Source organism: Citrobacter sp. RHB25-C09 (assembly GCF_013836145.1).
Lineage (GTDB): Bacteria > Pseudomonadota > Gammaproteobacteria > Enterobacterales > Enterobacteriaceae > Citrobacter_A.
Genome location: NZ_CP057483.1, coordinates 3,959,558 through 3,976,246, shown reverse-complemented (window position 1 = coordinate 3,976,246; position 16,689 = coordinate 3,959,558). Strand labels below are relative to the sequence as shown.

The 16,689-nt window shown below is 55.4% G+C and carries 12 protein-coding genes and 1 pseudogene; 8 read left to right on the top strand and 5 right to left on the bottom strand.

Features of this window, described 5'->3' with window-relative positions; translation table 11 throughout:
* Nucleotides 1–42: 42 nt before the first annotated feature.
* The gene (gene acs / locus HVY19_RS18810) at nt 43–2,001 is read right to left on the bottom strand and encodes an acetate--CoA ligase (RefSeq protein ID WP_181682114.1); all 1,959 of its coding nucleotides are present in this window, start codon (nt 1,999–2,001) and stop codon (nt 43–45) included.
* A gap of 431 nt (nt 2,002–2,432) precedes the next feature.
* On the opposite strand from acs, the gene nrfA reads away from it, so the two are divergent.
* The 7 genes and pseudogenes from nrfA (at nt 2,433) to gltP (ending at nt 10,621) form a co-directional block, all read left to right on the top strand.
* Complete coding sequence (gene nrfA, locus HVY19_RS18805) at nt 2,433–3,869, top strand: ammonia-forming nitrite reductase cytochrome c552 subunit (RefSeq protein WP_181682113.1); 1,437 nt, start codon at nt 2,433–2,435, stop codon at nt 3,867–3,869.
* Nucleotides 3,870–3,980: 111 nt separating this feature from the next.
* A complete protein-coding gene (gene nrfB / locus HVY19_RS18800; RefSeq protein WP_181682112.1) occupies nt 3,981–4,544 on the top strand; it encodes a cytochrome c nitrite reductase pentaheme subunit in 564 nt (187 codons plus the stop codon).
* Complete coding sequence (gene nrfC, locus HVY19_RS18795; protein WP_181682111.1) at nt 4,541–5,212, top strand: cytochrome c nitrite reductase Fe-S protein; 672 nt, start codon at nt 4,541–4,543, stop codon at nt 5,210–5,212. Before nrfB ends, nrfC begins: the two co-directional genes overlap by 4 nt.
* Complete coding sequence (nrfD, locus tag HVY19_RS18790; RefSeq protein WP_181682110.1) at nt 5,209–6,165, top strand: cytochrome c nitrite reductase subunit NrfD; 957 nt, start codon at nt 5,209–5,211, stop codon at nt 6,163–6,165. Before nrfC ends, nrfD begins: the two co-directional genes overlap by 4 nt.
* An 8-nt stretch (nt 6,166–6,173) precedes the next feature.
* A pseudogene (gene nrfF, locus HVY19_RS18785) lies at nt 6,174–8,351 on the top strand (heme lyase NrfEFG subunit NrfF); the annotation flags it as partial.
* 66 nt (nt 8,352–8,417) lie between these two features.
* Nucleotides 8,418–8,978, top strand: a complete 561-nt coding sequence (gene nrfG / locus HVY19_RS20845) for a heme lyase NrfEFG subunit NrfG (RefSeq protein WP_249419124.1) — start codon at nt 8,418–8,420, stop codon at nt 8,976–8,978.
* Between the two features lie 332 nt (nt 8,979–9,310).
* A complete protein-coding gene (gene gltP, locus HVY19_RS18780; RefSeq protein WP_181682109.1) occupies nt 9,311–10,621 on the top strand; it encodes a glutamate/aspartate:proton symporter GltP in 1,311 nt (436 codons plus the stop codon).
* A gap of 83 nt (nt 10,622–10,704) precedes the next feature.
* Here gltP and yjcO read toward each other — a convergent pair whose 3' ends face one another.
* Both yjcO and fdhF read right to left on the bottom strand, forming a co-directional pair.
* Nucleotides 10,705–11,394, bottom strand: a complete 690-nt coding sequence (gene yjcO / locus HVY19_RS18775; protein ID WP_181682108.1) for a Sel1 family TPR-like repeat protein YjcO — start codon at nt 11,392–11,394, stop codon at nt 10,705–10,707.
* Nucleotides 11,395–11,577: 183 nt separating this feature from the next.
* On the bottom strand, nt 11,578–13,725 hold the full coding sequence (gene fdhF / locus HVY19_RS18770; protein WP_181682107.1) for a formate dehydrogenase subunit alpha: 2,148 nt from the start codon (nt 13,723–13,725) through the stop codon (nt 11,578–11,580).
* 284 nt (nt 13,726–14,009) lie between these two features.
* Here fdhF and HVY19_RS18765 point away from each other — a divergent pair, with 284 nt between their 5' ends.
* Nucleotides 14,010–14,741 (top strand): response regulator transcription factor, encoded by a 732-nt coding sequence (locus HVY19_RS18765; protein ID WP_181682106.1) that lies wholly within the window; start codon nt 14,010–14,012, stop codon nt 14,739–14,741.
* 85 nt (nt 14,742–14,826) lie between these two features.
* Here HVY19_RS18765 and HVY19_RS18760 read toward each other — a convergent pair whose 3' ends face one another.
* Together HVY19_RS18760 and HVY19_RS18755 are read right to left on the bottom strand one after the other, a co-directional pair.
* The gene (locus HVY19_RS18760) at nt 14,827–15,828 is read right to left on the bottom strand and encodes a carbohydrate kinase family protein (protein ID WP_181684332.1); all 1,002 of its coding nucleotides are present in this window, start codon (nt 15,826–15,828) and stop codon (nt 14,827–14,829) included.
* Complete coding sequence (locus HVY19_RS18755; protein ID WP_181682105.1) at nt 15,825–16,685, bottom strand: ketose 1,6-bisphosphate aldolase; 861 nt, start codon at nt 16,683–16,685, stop codon at nt 15,825–15,827. Before HVY19_RS18755 ends, HVY19_RS18760 begins: the two co-directional genes overlap by 4 nt.
* Between the last annotated feature and the right edge of the window lie 4 nt (nt 16,686–16,689).

Sequence of the window (16,689 nt, the reverse complement as noted above, 5' to 3'; positions counted from 1 at the left end):
GGCCCGATAAGCAGCGCGCCATCGGGCATTTCACGGTTATCGTTATGAAGGCATCGCGATGGCCTGCTTCTCTTCGAGCAGTTTCTCTACTACGCCAGGATCGGCGAGGGTCGAGGTATCGCCCAGATTGCTGGTATCGCCCGCCGCGATCTTGCGCAAAATACGGCGCATGATTTTGCCGGAACGGGTTTTCGGCAGTGAGTCGGTCCAGTGCAGCACGTCTGGGGTCGCCAGCGGGCCAATCTCTTTACGCACCCAGTTACGCACTTCCGCGTAGAGTTCAGGTGACGGCTCTTCGCCGTGGTTCAGCGTGACGTAAGCGTAAATCGCCTGGCCTTTAATACTATGCGGAATACCCACCACGGCGGCTTCGGCAATCTTCGGATGCGCGACCAGCGCCGATTCAATCTCCGCCGTACCCAGACGGTGGCCGGAGACGTTCAGCACGTCATCCACACGCCCGGTGATCCAGTAGTAACCGTCTTCATCACGACGCGCACCGTCACCGCTGAAGTACATATTTTTGAAGGTAGAGAAGTAGGTCTGCTCAAAGCGTTCGTGATCGCCGAACAGCGTGCGCGCCTGACCCGGCCACGAGTCGGTAATCACCAGGTTGCCGTCGGTTGCTCCTTCCAGCGGATTGCCTTCGTTATCCACCAGCGCAGGTTGCACGCCGAAGAATGGACGCGTGGCGGAACCCGCCTTCAGTTCCGTCGCCCCCGGCAGCGGGGTGATCATGAATCCACCGGTTTCGGTTTGCCACCAGGTATCGACCACTGGACATTTCTCGTTGCCGATCTTCTTCCAGTACCACTCCCACGCTTCCGGGTTAATCGGCTCGCCCACGGAGCCCAGGATACGCAATGAGGAACGGTCGGTCCCTTCGATGGCTTTGTCGCCTTCTGCCATCAGCGCACGGATCGCCGTCGGCGCGGTATACAGAATATTGACCTGGTGTTTATCTACCACTTGCGCCATGCGCGCTGGCGTCGGCCAGTTTGGCACGCCTTCAAACATCAGGGTGGTTGCGCCGCAGGCCAGCGGGCCGTACAGCAGGTAGCTGTGCCCGGTCACCCAGCCCACGTCGGCAGTGCACCAGTAAATATCGCCTTCATGGTAGTCGAACACGTACTTAAAGGTCGTCGCGGCATAGACCAGATACCCGCCGGTGGTATGCAAAACGCCTTTCGGTTTGCCGGTAGAGCCGGAGGTATAAAGAATGAACAGCGGGTCTTCCGCATTCACCTCGACAGGTTGGTGTTGATCGCTTGCTTTCTCAATCAGATCGCCCCACCACAGGTCGCGTCCTTCCGTCCAGTCGATATTGCTGCCGGTACGCTTCAGCACGATCACATGTTCAATGGTCTTCACGTTCGGGTTTTTCAGCGCGTCGTCGACGTTTTTCTTCAATGGGATATTGCGTCCGGCGCGCACGCCTTCATCGGCAGTAATCACCAGTTTAGAACTGGAGTCGATAATGCGTCCGGCAACCGCTTCTGGCGAAAATCCGCCGAAGATCACCGAGTGCACCGCGCCGATACGCGCGCAGGCCAGCATAGCGACGGCGGCTTCCGGCACCATCGGCATATAAATGGCGACTACATCGCCTTTTTTAATGCCCAGATCCTGAAGCGTATTGGCGAAACGGCAAACGTCGCGATGCAGCTCGCGATAGCTAATGTTTTTGCTCTGAGAAGCGTCGTCACCTTCCCAGATGATGGCGGTACGGTCGCCGTTTTTTGCCAGGTGCCGGTCGAGACAGTTTGCTGCCAGATTCAGCGTGCCGTCCTCGTACCATTTAATGGAGACATTGCCTGGCGCGAAAGATGTGTTCTTCACTTTCTGGTACGGCTTAATCCAGTCGAGAATCTTTCCCTGTTCGCCCCAAAAGGTATCTGGCTCGTTAATTGATTGTTGGTACTTCGCCTCATACTGCTCCGGGTTTATCAGGCAACGATCCGCAATATTTGCGGGAATAGCGTGTTTATGGATTTGGCTCATGGCTTTTGTTCTCCTTGTAGGATGTTAATAATATGTCTCATAAAAGTTAAATGTAGGGCTTTTATCAGTTTTGTTTAGGATTTGCGCGATAGATCACGCAATGTACGGATTGTGCAAATATTCAGCAGTGTGTTTTTTTGAAGAAGACCAACAAAATTTAGTTAAATCTTTCCAGAACAGTAATTTATGAAAATTTTGGGACAGGAAGGCAGGAGGAAAACAACGCCACAGGGGTAGCACAATAAACCACCACTAACTCTAAAGTGGTATTTTACATACACTTACAATTGATTAAAGACAACATTTTGAGTGTGGTTTTTTGTTACATCTAGATTAGAGCAATGTCATGACGGTTATGTGCGGTTATCGTCATGGAAAAAATAAAAAAGAACCGTCATTGAACGCAATGGCGCAATCTGGATGACACCTCTATGACAAGGATTACTTTAAGCGCACGCCGTTTAATCAGCCTGATAGTACCGCTTTTTTTCATTTCGTCGGTCTACGCTGAACAAACGCTCGAGCCAGCAAAACCGGTCACCGTTGAGGCAAAAAATGAAGTTTTCGCGCCTCAGCATCCCGATCAATACCTCTCCTGGAAATCAACGTCTGAACAATCCGACCGCGTAGATGCGCTGGCGGAAGATCCGCGCCTGGTCATTCTTTGGGCGGGTTATCCTTTCTCCCGCGATTACAACAAGCCGCGCGGCCATGCCTATGCGGTGACTGACGTGCGTGAAACCTTGCGTACCGGTGCGCCGAAAAACGCCGAAGATGGCCCGCTGCCGATGGCCTGCTGGAGCTGTAAAAGCCCGGACGTCGCGCGCCTGATTCAAAAAGATGGCGAAGCGGGTTACTTCCACGGCAAATGGGCGCGTGGGGGACCGGAAATCGTCAATAACTTAGGCTGTGGCGACTGCCATAACACCGCGTCGCCAGACTTTGCCAAAGGCAAACCTGAGCTGACGCTGTCGCGTCCTTATGCCGCGCGGGCGATGGAAACCATCGGTAAGCCGTTCGATAAAGCCAGCCGTTTCGACCAGCAGTCAATGGTATGCGGTCAGTGCCACGTGGAGTACTACTTTGACGGCAAAGATAAAGCCGTTAAGTTCCCGTGGGATGACGGCATGAAAGCCGAGAATATGGAGGAGTATTACGACAACATCGCCTTCTCTGACTGGACAAACTCTCTGTCGAAAGCGCCGATGCTGAAAGCACAGCACCCGGAATATGAAACCTGGAGCGCGGGCATTCACGGTAAAAACAACGTGACCTGTATCGACTGCCATATGCCGAAAGTGCAGAACGCCGAAGGCAAACTCTACACCGACCATAAAATTGGTAATCCATTCGACAGCTTCTCTCAGACCTGCGCGAACTGCCATACCCAGGACAAAGCGACTCTGCAAAAAGTGGTTGCCGAGCGTAAACAGTCGATCCAGGACCTGAAGGTCAAAGTTGAAGATCAACTGGTGCGTGCCCACTTCGAAGCGAAAGCCGCCTGGGATGCCGGTGCGACGGAAGCGGAAATGAAGCCGATTCTGCAGGATATCCGCCACGCACAATGGCGCTGGGATCTGTCGATTGCTTCCCACGGCATTCAGATGCACGCACCGGAAGAAGGTCTGCGCATGTTGGGTATTGCCATGGATAAAGCCGCCGATGCCCGTACCAAACTGGCGCGTCTGCTGGCAACCAAAGGTATTACCCATGAAATAGCGATTCCGGATATTTCCACTAAAGAGAAAGCTCAGGCGGCGATTGGTTTGAATATGCAGCAAATCAAAGCTGAGAAGCAGGACTTCATCAAAACGGTGATTCCGCAGTGGGAAGATCAGGCGCGTAAAAACGGTCTGTTAAGCCAATAACCTCACATGTGACAAATTTGCCGGATGACAGCGCAAGCGCTTTATCCGGCCTACGGAAGTCTTGTAGGCCTTAAAGCTGCGTGCCATCAGGCATTATGCAACGGAGTGAATATGAGCGTATTACGTTCGTTATTAACTGCTGGGGTGCTGGCGACGGGTCTGTTATGGAGCCTGAGCGGAATGTCCGCCACGCCAACGCCGCAGGAAACTGAACGCTGGGAAGTGACTCCGCAGCGTAGCGCGGATGCCGCGTGTCTGGACTGTCACAAGCCAGATACCCAGGGGATGCACGGAAAACACGCGTCCGCGATCAATCCGAACAATAAACAGCCGGTCACCTGCACCAACTGTCACGGCCAGCCATCACCTCAGCACCGCGAAGGGGTGAAGGATGTGATGCGCTTTAACGAGCCGGTGTATAACGTGGAACAGCAGAACAGCGTCTGCATGTCCTGCCACCTGCCTGAGCAGTTGCAAAAAGCGTTCTGGCCGCATGACGTCCACGTAACCAAAGTGACCTGCGCCAGTTGTCACTCGCTGCATCCGAAGCAAGACACGATGCAGACGCTGAACGATAAAGGACGGATTAAGATCTGCGTCGATTGCCACAGCGATCAGCGTAACAATCCGAACTTTAACCCGGCGTCGATTCCGTTGCTTAAGGAGCATCCATGAGTTGCTCTCGTCGCCAGTTTATCACCGGCGTCGGCGCGCTGGTGGCCGTCAGCGGAACCGCAGGACGCGTGGTGGCGAAAACGTTGAATATCAACGGCGTGCGTTATGGCATGGTCCATGACGAGTCGTTGTGCATCGGCTGTACCGCCTGCATGGATGCCTGTCGGGAAGTCAACAACGTACCGGAAGGCGTCTCGCGTCTGACGATTATTCGCAGTGAGCCACAGGGCACGTTTCCTGATGTGAAGTACCGCTTCTTCCGCCATTCGTGCCAGCACTGCGATCATGCGCCGTGCGTGGACGTTTGTCCGACCGGCGCGTCATATCGCGATGCCGCCAACGGCATTGTTGATGTGAATCCGGATCTCTGCGTCGGCTGCCAGTACTGCATCGCCGCCTGTCCGTATCGTGTGCGCTTTATCCACCCGGTCACGAAGACGGCGGATAAGTGCGATTTCTGTCGGAAAACGAATCTGAAGGCGGGCAAACTCCCGGCTTGCGTCGAATCCTGTCCAACGAAAGCGCTGACGTTTGGCAATCTGGACGATCCCAACAGCGATATTTCCCGTCTGCTGCGCCAGAAAACGACGTATCGCTACAAGCTGGCGCTGGGGACCAAACCGAAGGTCTACCGCGTTCCCTTTAAATTTGGGGAGGTGAGCCAATGACGAACGCATCCGCTTTCCATTTTGAATCGCTGGTGTGGGACTGGCCCATCGCTATCTATCTGTTTCTGATCGGCATCTCCGCCGGGCTGGTCACGCTGGCGATTCTGCTGCGTCGTTTCCACCCGGAATCGGGCGGTTCAGATAGCACCCTGCTGCGCACCACGCTGGTTCTGGGACCGGCGACCATTATCCTCGGTCTGCTGATTCTGGTTTTCCACCTGACGCGTCCGTGGACCTTCTGGAAGCTGATGTTTCACTACAGCTTCACCTCGGTGATGTCGATGGGGGTCATGCTGTTCCAGCTGTATATGGTGGTGATGATTCTGTGGCTGGCAAAAATCTTTGAAAAAGAGGTGATTGCTCTGCAACAGCGCTGGCTGCCGCGTCTGGGGCTGGTCCAGAAGGTGCTGACGTTGATTACGCCGTTCCACCGTGGGCTGGAAACGCTGATGCTGGTGCTGGCAGTCCTGCTCGGCGCTTACACCGGGTTTCTGCTCTCGGCGCTGAAGTCCTACCCGTTCCTGAATAATCCGATCCTGCCGGTGCTGTTCCTGTTCTCCGGGATCTCCTCCGGCGCAGCGGTGGCGCTGATCGCGATGGCCCTGCGCCAGCGCGGTAACCCGCACAGCACCGAGGCGCACTTCGTCCACCGTATGGAAACGCCGGTGGTATGGCTGGAGATCTTCCTGCTGGCGGCGTTCTTTGTCGGCCTGGCGCTGGGCGATGACGGTAAAATGCGTGCGCTGACGGCGGCGTTGGGCGGAGGCTTCTGGACGTGGTGGTTCTGGCTCGGCGTGGCGGGACTGGGGTTAGTGGTTCCGATGCTGCTAAAACCCTGGGCTAATCGCAGTTCGACGTTTCACGGCGTGCTGGCGCTCTGCGGGGCCAGTCTGACCGGCGTTCTGCTGCTGCGCTTTTTCATTCTCTATGCAGGACAACTGACCGTAGCGTAAGGTGATATCTGGGCGTACTCCTTCCTGAAGCCGGTTTTCTGGCGCTGTTGTTAAGTCTCGGGGTCAACGTGTTGACCCCGCTTGCCGTGCTGACGGGAAAACGCCTGCGCTGGCAGGGGCTTATGCCACTGGCGAGCGTGGGGGCCTGGTCTCAGTTCGCTTTCCTGCTGTTCGCGTTTTCCCTGCTGGTGTATTGCTTTCTGACCAGCGATTTTTCTGTCATCTATGTGGCGCAGCACAGCCATAGCCTGTTGTCATGGGGACTGAAACTGGCGGCAGTATGGGGCGGGCATGAAGGCTCGTTGCTGCTGTGGTTGCTGTTTCTTTCCGGCTGGAGCGCGCTGTTTGCCTGGCGCTATCGCCGTGAGTCAGATGCGCTGTTCCCGCTAACGCTTAGCGTGCTCTCCATCATTACCGCCTTACTGCTGCTGTTTGTGGTGGTGTGGTCCGATCCCTTCGCCCGCATCTTTCCGCCCGCCATCGAAGGGCGCGATCTCAACCCGATGTTGCAGCATCTGGGACTCATTCTTCATCCTCCGCTGCTGTATCTCGGCTACGGTGGCTTGATGGTGGCGGCGGGCGTCGCGCTGGCGTCGCTGCTACGCGGTGATTTTGACAAAGCTTCCGCCTGGGTGTGTTGGCGCTGGGCGCTGCCTGGCTGGTGCGCCCTGACGTTGGGTATTATTCTCGGCTCCTGGTGGGCTTATTGCGAGCTCGGCTGGGGCGGGTGGTGGTTCTGGGACCCAGTGGAAAACGCCTCTCTGTTGCCGTGGCTTTCCGCTACTGGTCTGCTACACAGTCTGTATACGTCGCGTGAACGGGGGATTTTCCGCCACTGGTCGCTGCTGCTGGCGATAGCCACGCTGATTCTGACTTTACTGGGTACGCTGATTGTTCGTTCCGGCATCCTTGTTTCCGTTCACGCTTTTGCGCTGGATAACGTGCGCGCGGTTCCGCTGTTTGCACTGTTTTCCGTGCTGAGTCTGGCCTCGCTTGGTCTGTACGCCTGGCGGGCGCAGGGGAATCGACAGCGCGTTCATTTTGGCTGGTGGTCGCGTGAAATGCTGATCCTGGCGGCGCTGTTGCTGTTCTGCGCGGTGCTGCTGATCGTGCTGATTGGGACGCTTTATCCCATGATTTACGGGCTGTTTGGCTGGGGGCGAATCTCTGTCGGCGCGCCGTATTTTAACCGCGCCACGCTGCCTTTTGGTCTGCTGATGATTCTGGTCATCGTTGTTGCATTGGGCAAAAAACGCCGACTTCCGGCGCTGGTCGCGCATCTTGGCGTACTGGTTTTCGCGGCGGGAATTCTCTTTTCCAGCGTCAGTCGTCAGGAAATTAGCCTTAACCTGAGCCCCGGGCAGCAGGTTGAACTGGCGGGATATACCTTCCGTTTTGAACGTCTGGATCTGCAAGCGAAGGGTAACTACACCACCGAACAAGCATTGATTTCCCTGTGGAAAGGGGACAAACGGATCGGCAATCTGTTGCCCGAACTGCGCTTTTACTCAGCCCGCCGCCAACAGATGATGGAGCCCTCCATCCACTGGGATTGGCTGCATGACTGGTACGCGGTCATAGGCGAAAAAACCGGGCAGGACCGCTATGCCATGCGCCTGTACGTGCAGAGCGGCGTGCGCTGGATTTGGGGCGGGGGGCTGCTGATGATCATCGGTGCGCTGCTCAGCGGCTGGCGGGGAAGGAGACGTCGTTCAGACGAAGTGCCGGATGGCGCTACACGCAGCTTACCCTGTAGGCCGGATAAGGCGTTTACGCCGCCATCCGGCAACACCAAAGCAATGTGGCTCCTGGCGCTGCTGCTCTGCTTGCCGTTCACCACCCGTGCCCAGGTCGTCGATACCTGGACCTTTGATACCCCGCAGCAGCAGGAAAAAGCGCTGTCGATTGCCCGCCAGTTACGCTGCCCGCAGTGTCAAAACCAAAACTTACTGGAATCTAACGCGCCAGTGGCCGTAAGCATGCGCCATCAGGTTTTTACGATGGTGACGGAAGGGAAAGGTGAAGCGGAAATTACCGCCTGGATGACCGACCGCTATGGCGACTTTGTCCGCTATAACCCGCCGTTGACCGGCCAAACGCTGTTGTTATGGGCGCTGCCATGCCTGCTCTTATTGCTGGTAGGTGGGGGGCTTTGGCGCGTACGAACACGTCAACAGACAGGGGAAGCTGCGTGCGTCGTCACCTCGCCGTCAGCGGTTGGGGAGCGTCCGCTGCCAATAAAAACGCTCAGCGTGATATCTGCGGTCTTACTGATGATTTGTATCGGCGGCTATTTCTTAAGTCCGAAATGGCAGGCGGTACGCAGTGAACAGCGACGTTTAGCCGATCCGCTGCGTGACTTTACCGAAGGGCAAGCGGAGGAGGCGCAATTGTTGACGTTACAATCCGAGATTCGCGCCAACCCGCAGGACAGTGAAAAGTGGGCGCTGCTCGGCGAATACTATCTCTGGCGCAACGATTACCCTTATGCGCTGCTGGCTTATCGTCAGGCGCTACGCACCCGTGGGAAAAATGCCGAACTGTACTCGGCGTTGGCGACGGTTTTGTATTACCAGGCGGGACAGCATATGACGCCTCCGGCCCGCGAGATGATTGATAAAGCGCTGGCGCTGGACGCCGCCGAGATCACCGCGCTCATGCTGCTGGCATCCGATGCGTTTATGCAGGCGAATTATGCGCAGGCGATAACCTACTGGCAAAAAGTACTCGATACAAACTCGCCAAGGGTAAACCGTACGCAGCTGATCGAGTCAATTAACATGGCCAAACTGTTACATAACCGACAGGAGTGATTTGGCTTTCAGTGGATTTTTCTGATTAAAAATAAAGCAAATAAACGCGCGAGCTAAAATAATTGCCTGGCGGCATTATTCAAAAAGAGGTTTTTATAATTATTTATATAACAAATAGTTATCGATGATAATCATTATAAACTCGCGTTATTATGCATATTATCAGCAAAAAGCCTCGTTCTTTAAGGGTTGCGCAACATGCCTGTCAGGTGGTACTGATTATAGGCGTTAAAAAACTCTACAAACCAACGCAACACAATTCATACCCTTTCAGTATGTAACCGTTTCTCTTTTTCAAGGGGAATGGCGCTCCATTGAGGAAGTCAGTTGTTATGAAGAATTTCAAATTCAGCCTGGCCTGGCAGATCTTGCTGGCTATGGTGCTGGGCATTCTGCTGGGAAGCTATCTGCACTACCACAGCGACAGCCGTGAGTGGCTGATTGCCAACCTGCTCTCACCGGCAGGGGATATCTTTATCCACCTGATCAAAATGATCGTCGTCCCGATCGTCATCTCGACGCTCATCGTTGGTATCGCTGGGGTTGGCGATGCTAAACAGTTGGGCCGCCTTGGCGCAAAAACCATTATCTATTTTGAAGTGATCACCACCGTAGCCATCATTCTCGGCATAACGTTGGCGAATGTATTTCAGCCTGGCGCCGGGATCGATATGTCCCAACTGGCGACAGTGGATATTTCGAAATATCAGAATACAACAGCAGAAGTGCAGAGCCACGCGCACGGCCTGATGGGAACCATTTTGTCGCTGGTGCCGACTAACGTGGTGGCCTCGATGGCGAAAGGCGAAATGCTGCCGATTATCTTCTTTTCGGTCTTGTTCGGTCTGGGGCTTTCTTCACTGCCCGCCGCGCATCGTGAGCCGCTGGTGACAGTGTTCCGTTCCATTTCCGAAACCATGTTCAAAGTGACGCACATGGTGATGCGCTATGCGCCGGTCGGTGTATTCGCGCTGATTGCTGTCACCGTAGCGAACTTTGGCTTTTCCTCGCTGTGGCCGCTGGCGAAGCTGGTGCTGCTGGTTCACTTTGCGATTCTGTTCTTCGCGCTGGTGGTGCTGGGTATCGTCGCGCGTATTTGCGGTCTGAGCGTATGGATCCTGATCCGTATCCTGAAAGATGAGCTGATTCTGGCGTACTCAACCGCCAGTTCCGAGAGCGTGCTGCCGCGTATTATCGAAAAGATGGAAGCCTATGGCGCACCGGCCTCCATCACCAGTTTCGTGGTGCCGACCGGTTACTCGTTTAACCTTGACGGTTCTACGCTGTATCAGAGTATTGCGGCAATTTTCATTGCCCAGCTTTATGGCATCGACCTTTCACTGTGGCAGGAAATCGTGCTGGTACTGACGCTGATGGTGACGTCCAAAGGGATTGCCGGCGTGCCGGGTGTTTCCTTTGTGGTCCTGCTGGCAACGCTGGGCAGCGTGGGGATCCCGCTGGAGGGACTGGCCTTTATCGCAGGGGTTGACCGTATTCTCGACATGGCGCGTACTGCGCTGAATGTGGTGGGTAATGCGCTGGCGGTGCTGGTTGTCGCCAAGTGGGAACACAAATTTGACCGTAAGAAAGCGCTGGCGTATGAGCGCGAAGTGCTGGGCAAATTCGACAAGACCGCCCAATAATGGTTGATGCGTGAGTGCCTGATGGCGCTTCGCTTATCAGGCCTACGAGAACGAGAATGTAGGCCTGATAAGACGCGTGAGCATCACCCGTTCGTTAACTTTTCAAACTCTTCACAGCCGGTATCAAACCCTTCGCTACAGCTCAGATTTAACCAGTGCAGCGCCTTCTGTTTGTTCTTTTCAATAAAGCCCTGTTCACCGTTCAGGAACATCATTCCCGCCCAGTATTCGGAGTATCCGGTTCGGGAAATGGCCGAGCTGCGTTTGAAATACCAGGTCGCCTTTGCATCGTCAGCCGGAATACCGACGCCGTTAGCGTAAATTAAGCCAAGCAGCATTTGGGCATCCACCGCCACGTCGCTTTCCAGATTGTCGGAGGCGTTTTGCAGCAATAAAATTGCTTTTGGATAATCAGGCTTACCCGCTTGCGTGTTCACCAGAATTCGCGCCAGCGTTATTTCGCCCGCCTTACTGCCCGCCTGAGCGGCTTTTTCCGCCAGTGTTTTCGCTTCAGGGTAATCCAGGCTCACCGGATTCGTGATTTTGATTTGCGCCAACAGTGCGCAGGCATCGGCATCACCATTGTTTGCGGCCTTTTGTGCCCAATATTCAGCTTTGTTTAAATCGCCATAGCTCAGCCAACTGTCGGCCAGAAAATATTGTGCGCGTCTGTCACCTGCCTCTGCTGCCTGCAAATACTGGCTTCCTGGCTCAGGATCGGCGGCATTGGCAAAGAATGTCATAAATAACATCAATGCAAGAAGTGGTTTCATTTTGAGTTTTATTTAGGGTATGGAGAAGACAGTATAAAGAGATTGAATGGATAAAAAAACAGCCTCCGGACGGAGGCTGCTGCAAGGAAAATGCCTGATGGCGATGCTAACGCATCTTATCCGGCCTACAGTGAGGTGTTCGCTCGTAGGCCTGATAAGCGTAGCGCCATCAGGCAATTTGCATTACCCCATTGCGCTTTCGCGCAGGCGGGTTTTCAGCTTGTTGTACTCGTCAATCACATATTGCTCGGCGGCACGCTGATCGGCGATCGGCTCGACGTTAACGGCGCAATATTTATACTCCGGCGTTTTGGTAATCGGGCTTAAGTTCTCTGTCACCAGTTCGTTACAGGCCCCAATCCACCACTGGTAGGTCATATAAATCGCCCCTTTATTCGGACGTTCACTGACCTGCGCACGAGTGATAATTTTGCCTTTACGCGAGTTAACCCACACCAGCGCTTCATCTTCAATGCCCAGACGCGCGGCGTCGGCAGCGTTGATTTGCGCATAGCCCGGTTCGTCCGCCAGCGCAGCCAGCGCCGCGCAGTTGCCGGTCATTGAGCGACAGGAGTAGTGGCCGACTTCACGTACCGTAGACAGCACCATTGGGTACTCCTCGGTCAGCTTGTCGATAGGCGCTACCCAGTCACAGGTGAAGAACTGCGCCAGACCGTTCGGGGTATCAAACTTCTCTTTAAAGAGATATGAGGTACCCTGATCGGCGTCCGAAGTGTCGCGACACGGCCACTGTATGTAACCCAGTTCGCCCATCTTCTCGTAGGTGGCACCATAGAAATCCGGGCACAGATGACGCAACTCATCCCAGATCTCCTGGGTGTTGTTGTAGTGCATCGGGTAGCCCATTCGGGTGGCGATCTCACTGATGATTTGCCAGTCCGTTTTCAGATCCCACTTCGGTTCAACGGCTTTAAAGAAGCGCTGGAACCCACGGTCAGCCGCGGTAAATACGCCTTCATGTTCGCCCCACGACGTTGACGGTAAAATCACATCCGCCGCCGACGCGGTTTTGGTCATAAAGATGTCCTGCACGATGACCAGTTCCAGATCCTCAAAGCCTTTGCGCACCGCAGAGAGTTCTGCATCGGTTTGTAGCGGATCTTCACCCATAATGTACGCCGCGCGCACTTCACCATGCGCCGCACGGTGCGGCAGTTCGCTTATGCGATAACCGGTATGTGCAGGCAGGCTTTCGACGCCCCAGGCTTTGGCGAATTTCTCACGGTTAGCCGGATCTTTCACGTACTGATAGCCCGGATAGGTATCCGGCAGTGCGCCCATATCGCAGGCACCCTGGACGTTGTTCTGACCACGCACCGGGTTCACACCCACGCTTGGCTTCCCAAGGTTACCGGTCAGCATTGCGAGGCTGGTTAATGAGCGTACGGTTTCCACACCCTGATAGAACTGGGTCACGCCCATGCCCCACAGAATCGCCGCGCTTTTCGCCCCGGCATACATCCGCGCCGCCTGACGGATGTCGTTCGCGCTCACGCCCGTAATCTCTTCAACGGACTCTGGCGTATAGCCTTCGACAATCTTGCGATACTCGTCAAAGCCTTCAGTACGGGAGGCAACAAACGCCTTATCGTACAGATTTTCTTCAATAATGACGTGCCCCATGGCATTTAACAGCGCGATATTCGAGCCGTTTTTCAATGCGATGTGCATGTCAGCAATGCGCGCGGTTTCAATTTTGCGTGGATCGCAGACGATTATTTTCGCCCCGTTACGCTTAGCGTTAATCACGTGATTCGCCACAATTGGGTGGGAATCGGCCGGGTTGTACCCGAAGATAAACACTAAATCGGTATTATCAATTTCGTTAATCGCATTACTCATTGCGCCGTTACCGACCGACTGGTGCAGACCTGCAACCGATGGGCCGTGTCAGACGCGAGCGCAGCAGTCAACGTTATTGGTACCAATAACGGCGCGCGCAAATTTTTGCATTACATAGTTGGTTTCATTCCCGGTACCGCGAGAAGAGCCGGTGGTCTGGATGGCGTCAGGACCGTACTTCTCTTTGATGGCGCTCAGACGTTCAGCGACGTAATTCAGCGCTTCATCCCAGGAAACGGATTCCAGTTTGCCGCCACGCTGGCGACGAATCATTGGGGTCTTCAGGCGCGGGGTCAGGATCTGGGTATCGTTAATAAAATCCCAGCCGTAATAGCCTTTCAGACACAGGGTACCCTGGTTGGTTTTCCCCTGCGCCGCCTCAGCCCGGACGATTTTACCGCTATCGACCACCAGGTTAATTTTGCAACCTGATGCGCAATACGGACAAACCGTGACGACTTTTTTCATCGGTTTCGCTCCAGTTATTCAAATCGCGCATACGCGCTTCTCGCCCTGAGTATGCATCTTTTATGCCATATTTAAATTGGGGACTTTCCCTGATGTTACGGCTATTTTTTGGACAAAACCCTGACGAAAAACAGGCTGTCGTCATATTTGACGTGACGAATTTCCGCTAATGACAACGGCAATGTGACCCGCGTTATGTTTCCCGCATGCCGTTCTGCGCAATACCTGTCACTCCGGGCAGAATCAATCACACTCATCAAAGGGGAGTGAAACGGGGAAAGGTGATGAAGCCTGCCATACTGGTTGTCGATGATGACGCGGCGATATGCGCACTGCTCCAGGAGGTGCTGAGTGAGCATGTCTTTGCGGTGACGGTCTGCCATACCGGGCAGGAGGCGCTGGCGTGCGTGGAGTCCGTCCCGGATATCGCGCTGGTGCTGCTGGATATGATGCTCCCCGATACCAATGGCCTGTGGGTTTTACAGCAGGTTCAGAAAATCCGCCCTGCGCTGCCGGTAGTGATGCTGACCGGGTTGGGAAGCGAGTCGGACGTGGTGGTGGGGCTGGAAATGGGGGCTGATGACTACATCGGTAAACCGTTCAACCCCCGCGTGGTGGTGGCGCGAATGAAAGCCGTTCTGCGACGCGTGGGTGTCTTTGGTGTGGAAACAGAAACGACGCACACCAGCGGGCTCTCATTTGCCGGCTGGCATCTCGATACCACTCGCTGCCAGTTGCGTGACCCCCAGCGGCAGACGGTCGATCTCACCCAGGGCGAATATGGTCTGCTGGTGGCGCTGGCACAAAACGCACGGCGGGTACTGAGTCGCGAACAACTTCTGGAGTTGACCCACAGCGATAGCGTGGAGGTGTTTGACCGCACTATTGATGTATTAATCATGCGCTTACGCCGCAAGATCGAGGTCAATCCACATCAGCCCGTCTTCATTAAAACGCTGCGTGGTCTGGGCTACGTGTTTGCCGCCGACGTACAGCATCACGATAAAGCGGCGTGATTGTCGGATGGCGGTGTAAACACCTTATCCGGTCTACAAACGCGACAAATCCTGTAGGCCTGATAAGCGCAGCGCCATCAGGCACCTAACTCAACATTTCGCGCTGTAATTCCTCCAGCGTCTTTGCGCCATCAATCGCATTTGCGCACAACAAGCTCGCGCGTGCGCAGGCATGGGCCAGCGCGATGCTCTTCGCCAACGACCAGCACTCATGGCAACCGTAAAGAAATCCGGCACAAAAGGCATCTCCGGCACCGACGCTGCCGACGATCTCCTGCTGGGACAACCGCCGCGACGCGATCCAACTGCCGGGCCGATCCGGAGCTTCCCCCCATGCCCCTTCCGGACAGTGAATCACCACCCGCTGCTTCACGCCCGCCGCCAGTAACTCGCGGGCGGCTTTGGCAATGTGGGCGATGTGCGGCTCTCCGTCGGGCTGGCGCGTTTCCAGACCGCTAAACTCTCCGGCCTCCAGCTCGTTAATCACCAGATAGTCGAGATGCCGCAGGGCGGGGAGTACCAGCGGCTGATAGCGCGGATCGCCCTTGCGCGACACCAGATCCAGCGAGGTTTCAAAGCCGTTTTCCCGCATCTGCGCCAGCAGGCGGGCGCTGCGGGTGCCATATTCCTCATCCGGTCGATCGAGGCTATCAAGCAGTAGAAGATAGCCGAGGTGGAAGATCTTCATGGAATAGTCGAGCCGCTCAAAGGCGGGAAGGTCCAGCAGCCGGTTGGCGCCAGGGGAGTGGAAAAACGTGCGTTGCCCGCTGGGATCGGTCATGACCTGCGACATCGACGTAGGCGCATCGCTTGTGCGCTGCACGTGCTGACGATTAACGTGGTACTGCTCCAGCATCGCCATAATATAGTCCCCATCGGCGTCCTGACCCACCAGCCCCACCGCCTGTAGCGGCAGGCCAGTGCGCATTTTGGCGAGCGTCAACAGGACGTTAAGCGGCGCGCCGCCGGTTGAGCGTTCGCTCTGAGTGATCTCTGCCAGCCACCCGCGTTCTGGCCACTGCACAATTTGATGCACATGATCGACCAGCATATTGCCTGCGGCGATAATACCTTTACGTGCCATCAGGCCTGCCCCGCGCTGCCAAATATGCGCATCTGTTCGGCAACGGTGTCGGTAATGGCCTCTTCAATGCCTAACAGCAGTTCGGCGAATTCATCGTACAACGGCTGGCGGTTAGCCATCCGCGATTCCAACGCGGCCAGCGCCGCCTGCGACATGCCGGTATAAAAGTTGATTTTGTGAATGCCAAGGCCGATGGCACGACGAAAATCGGCATCGCTAATGCCGGAGCCGCCGTGCAGCACCAGCGGAATCGCGGCCTGCTGACGAATCTCGTCAAGGCGCGGGAAGTCGAGTTTAGGGTCGCCTTTGTATTTACCGTGGGCGTTACCAATGGCGACGGCCAGCGCGTCGATGCCGGTTCTGTCGACGAAATCCCGCGCCAGCAGCGGGTCGGTGAACAGCGATTCGTCGGCATGACCATACAACGCGCCGCCTTCGTCACCGCCAACTGCGCCCAGTTCTGCCTCCACAGATACCCCAACGGCATGGCACATCTTCACGACTTCGCGGGTCTGGCGAATGTTCTCTTCGTACTCCAGCGTGGAGCCGTCAAACATCACCGAGCTGAACCCAAGCCGCAGCGCGCGCACCACGGACTCAAAGTGCAGGCCGTGGTCCAGATTCAGCACCACCGGGATATCGTGACAGGCGGCCTCAAACTTCACCGCCTCAACCAGAGAATCCAGCGAAATGTACTTAAAATGCACTTCGGCAATATTGATGATAAACGGCGAGCGCTCCTGCTTTGCCGCGGCAAACAGCGCGCGCAGAAAGTGGGAATCGAGCACGTTAAACGCGCCCAGCGCATAGCGATGCTCGCGGGCGTGAGCGAGGCCATCAGCAAGAGAAATTAGCGGCATAATG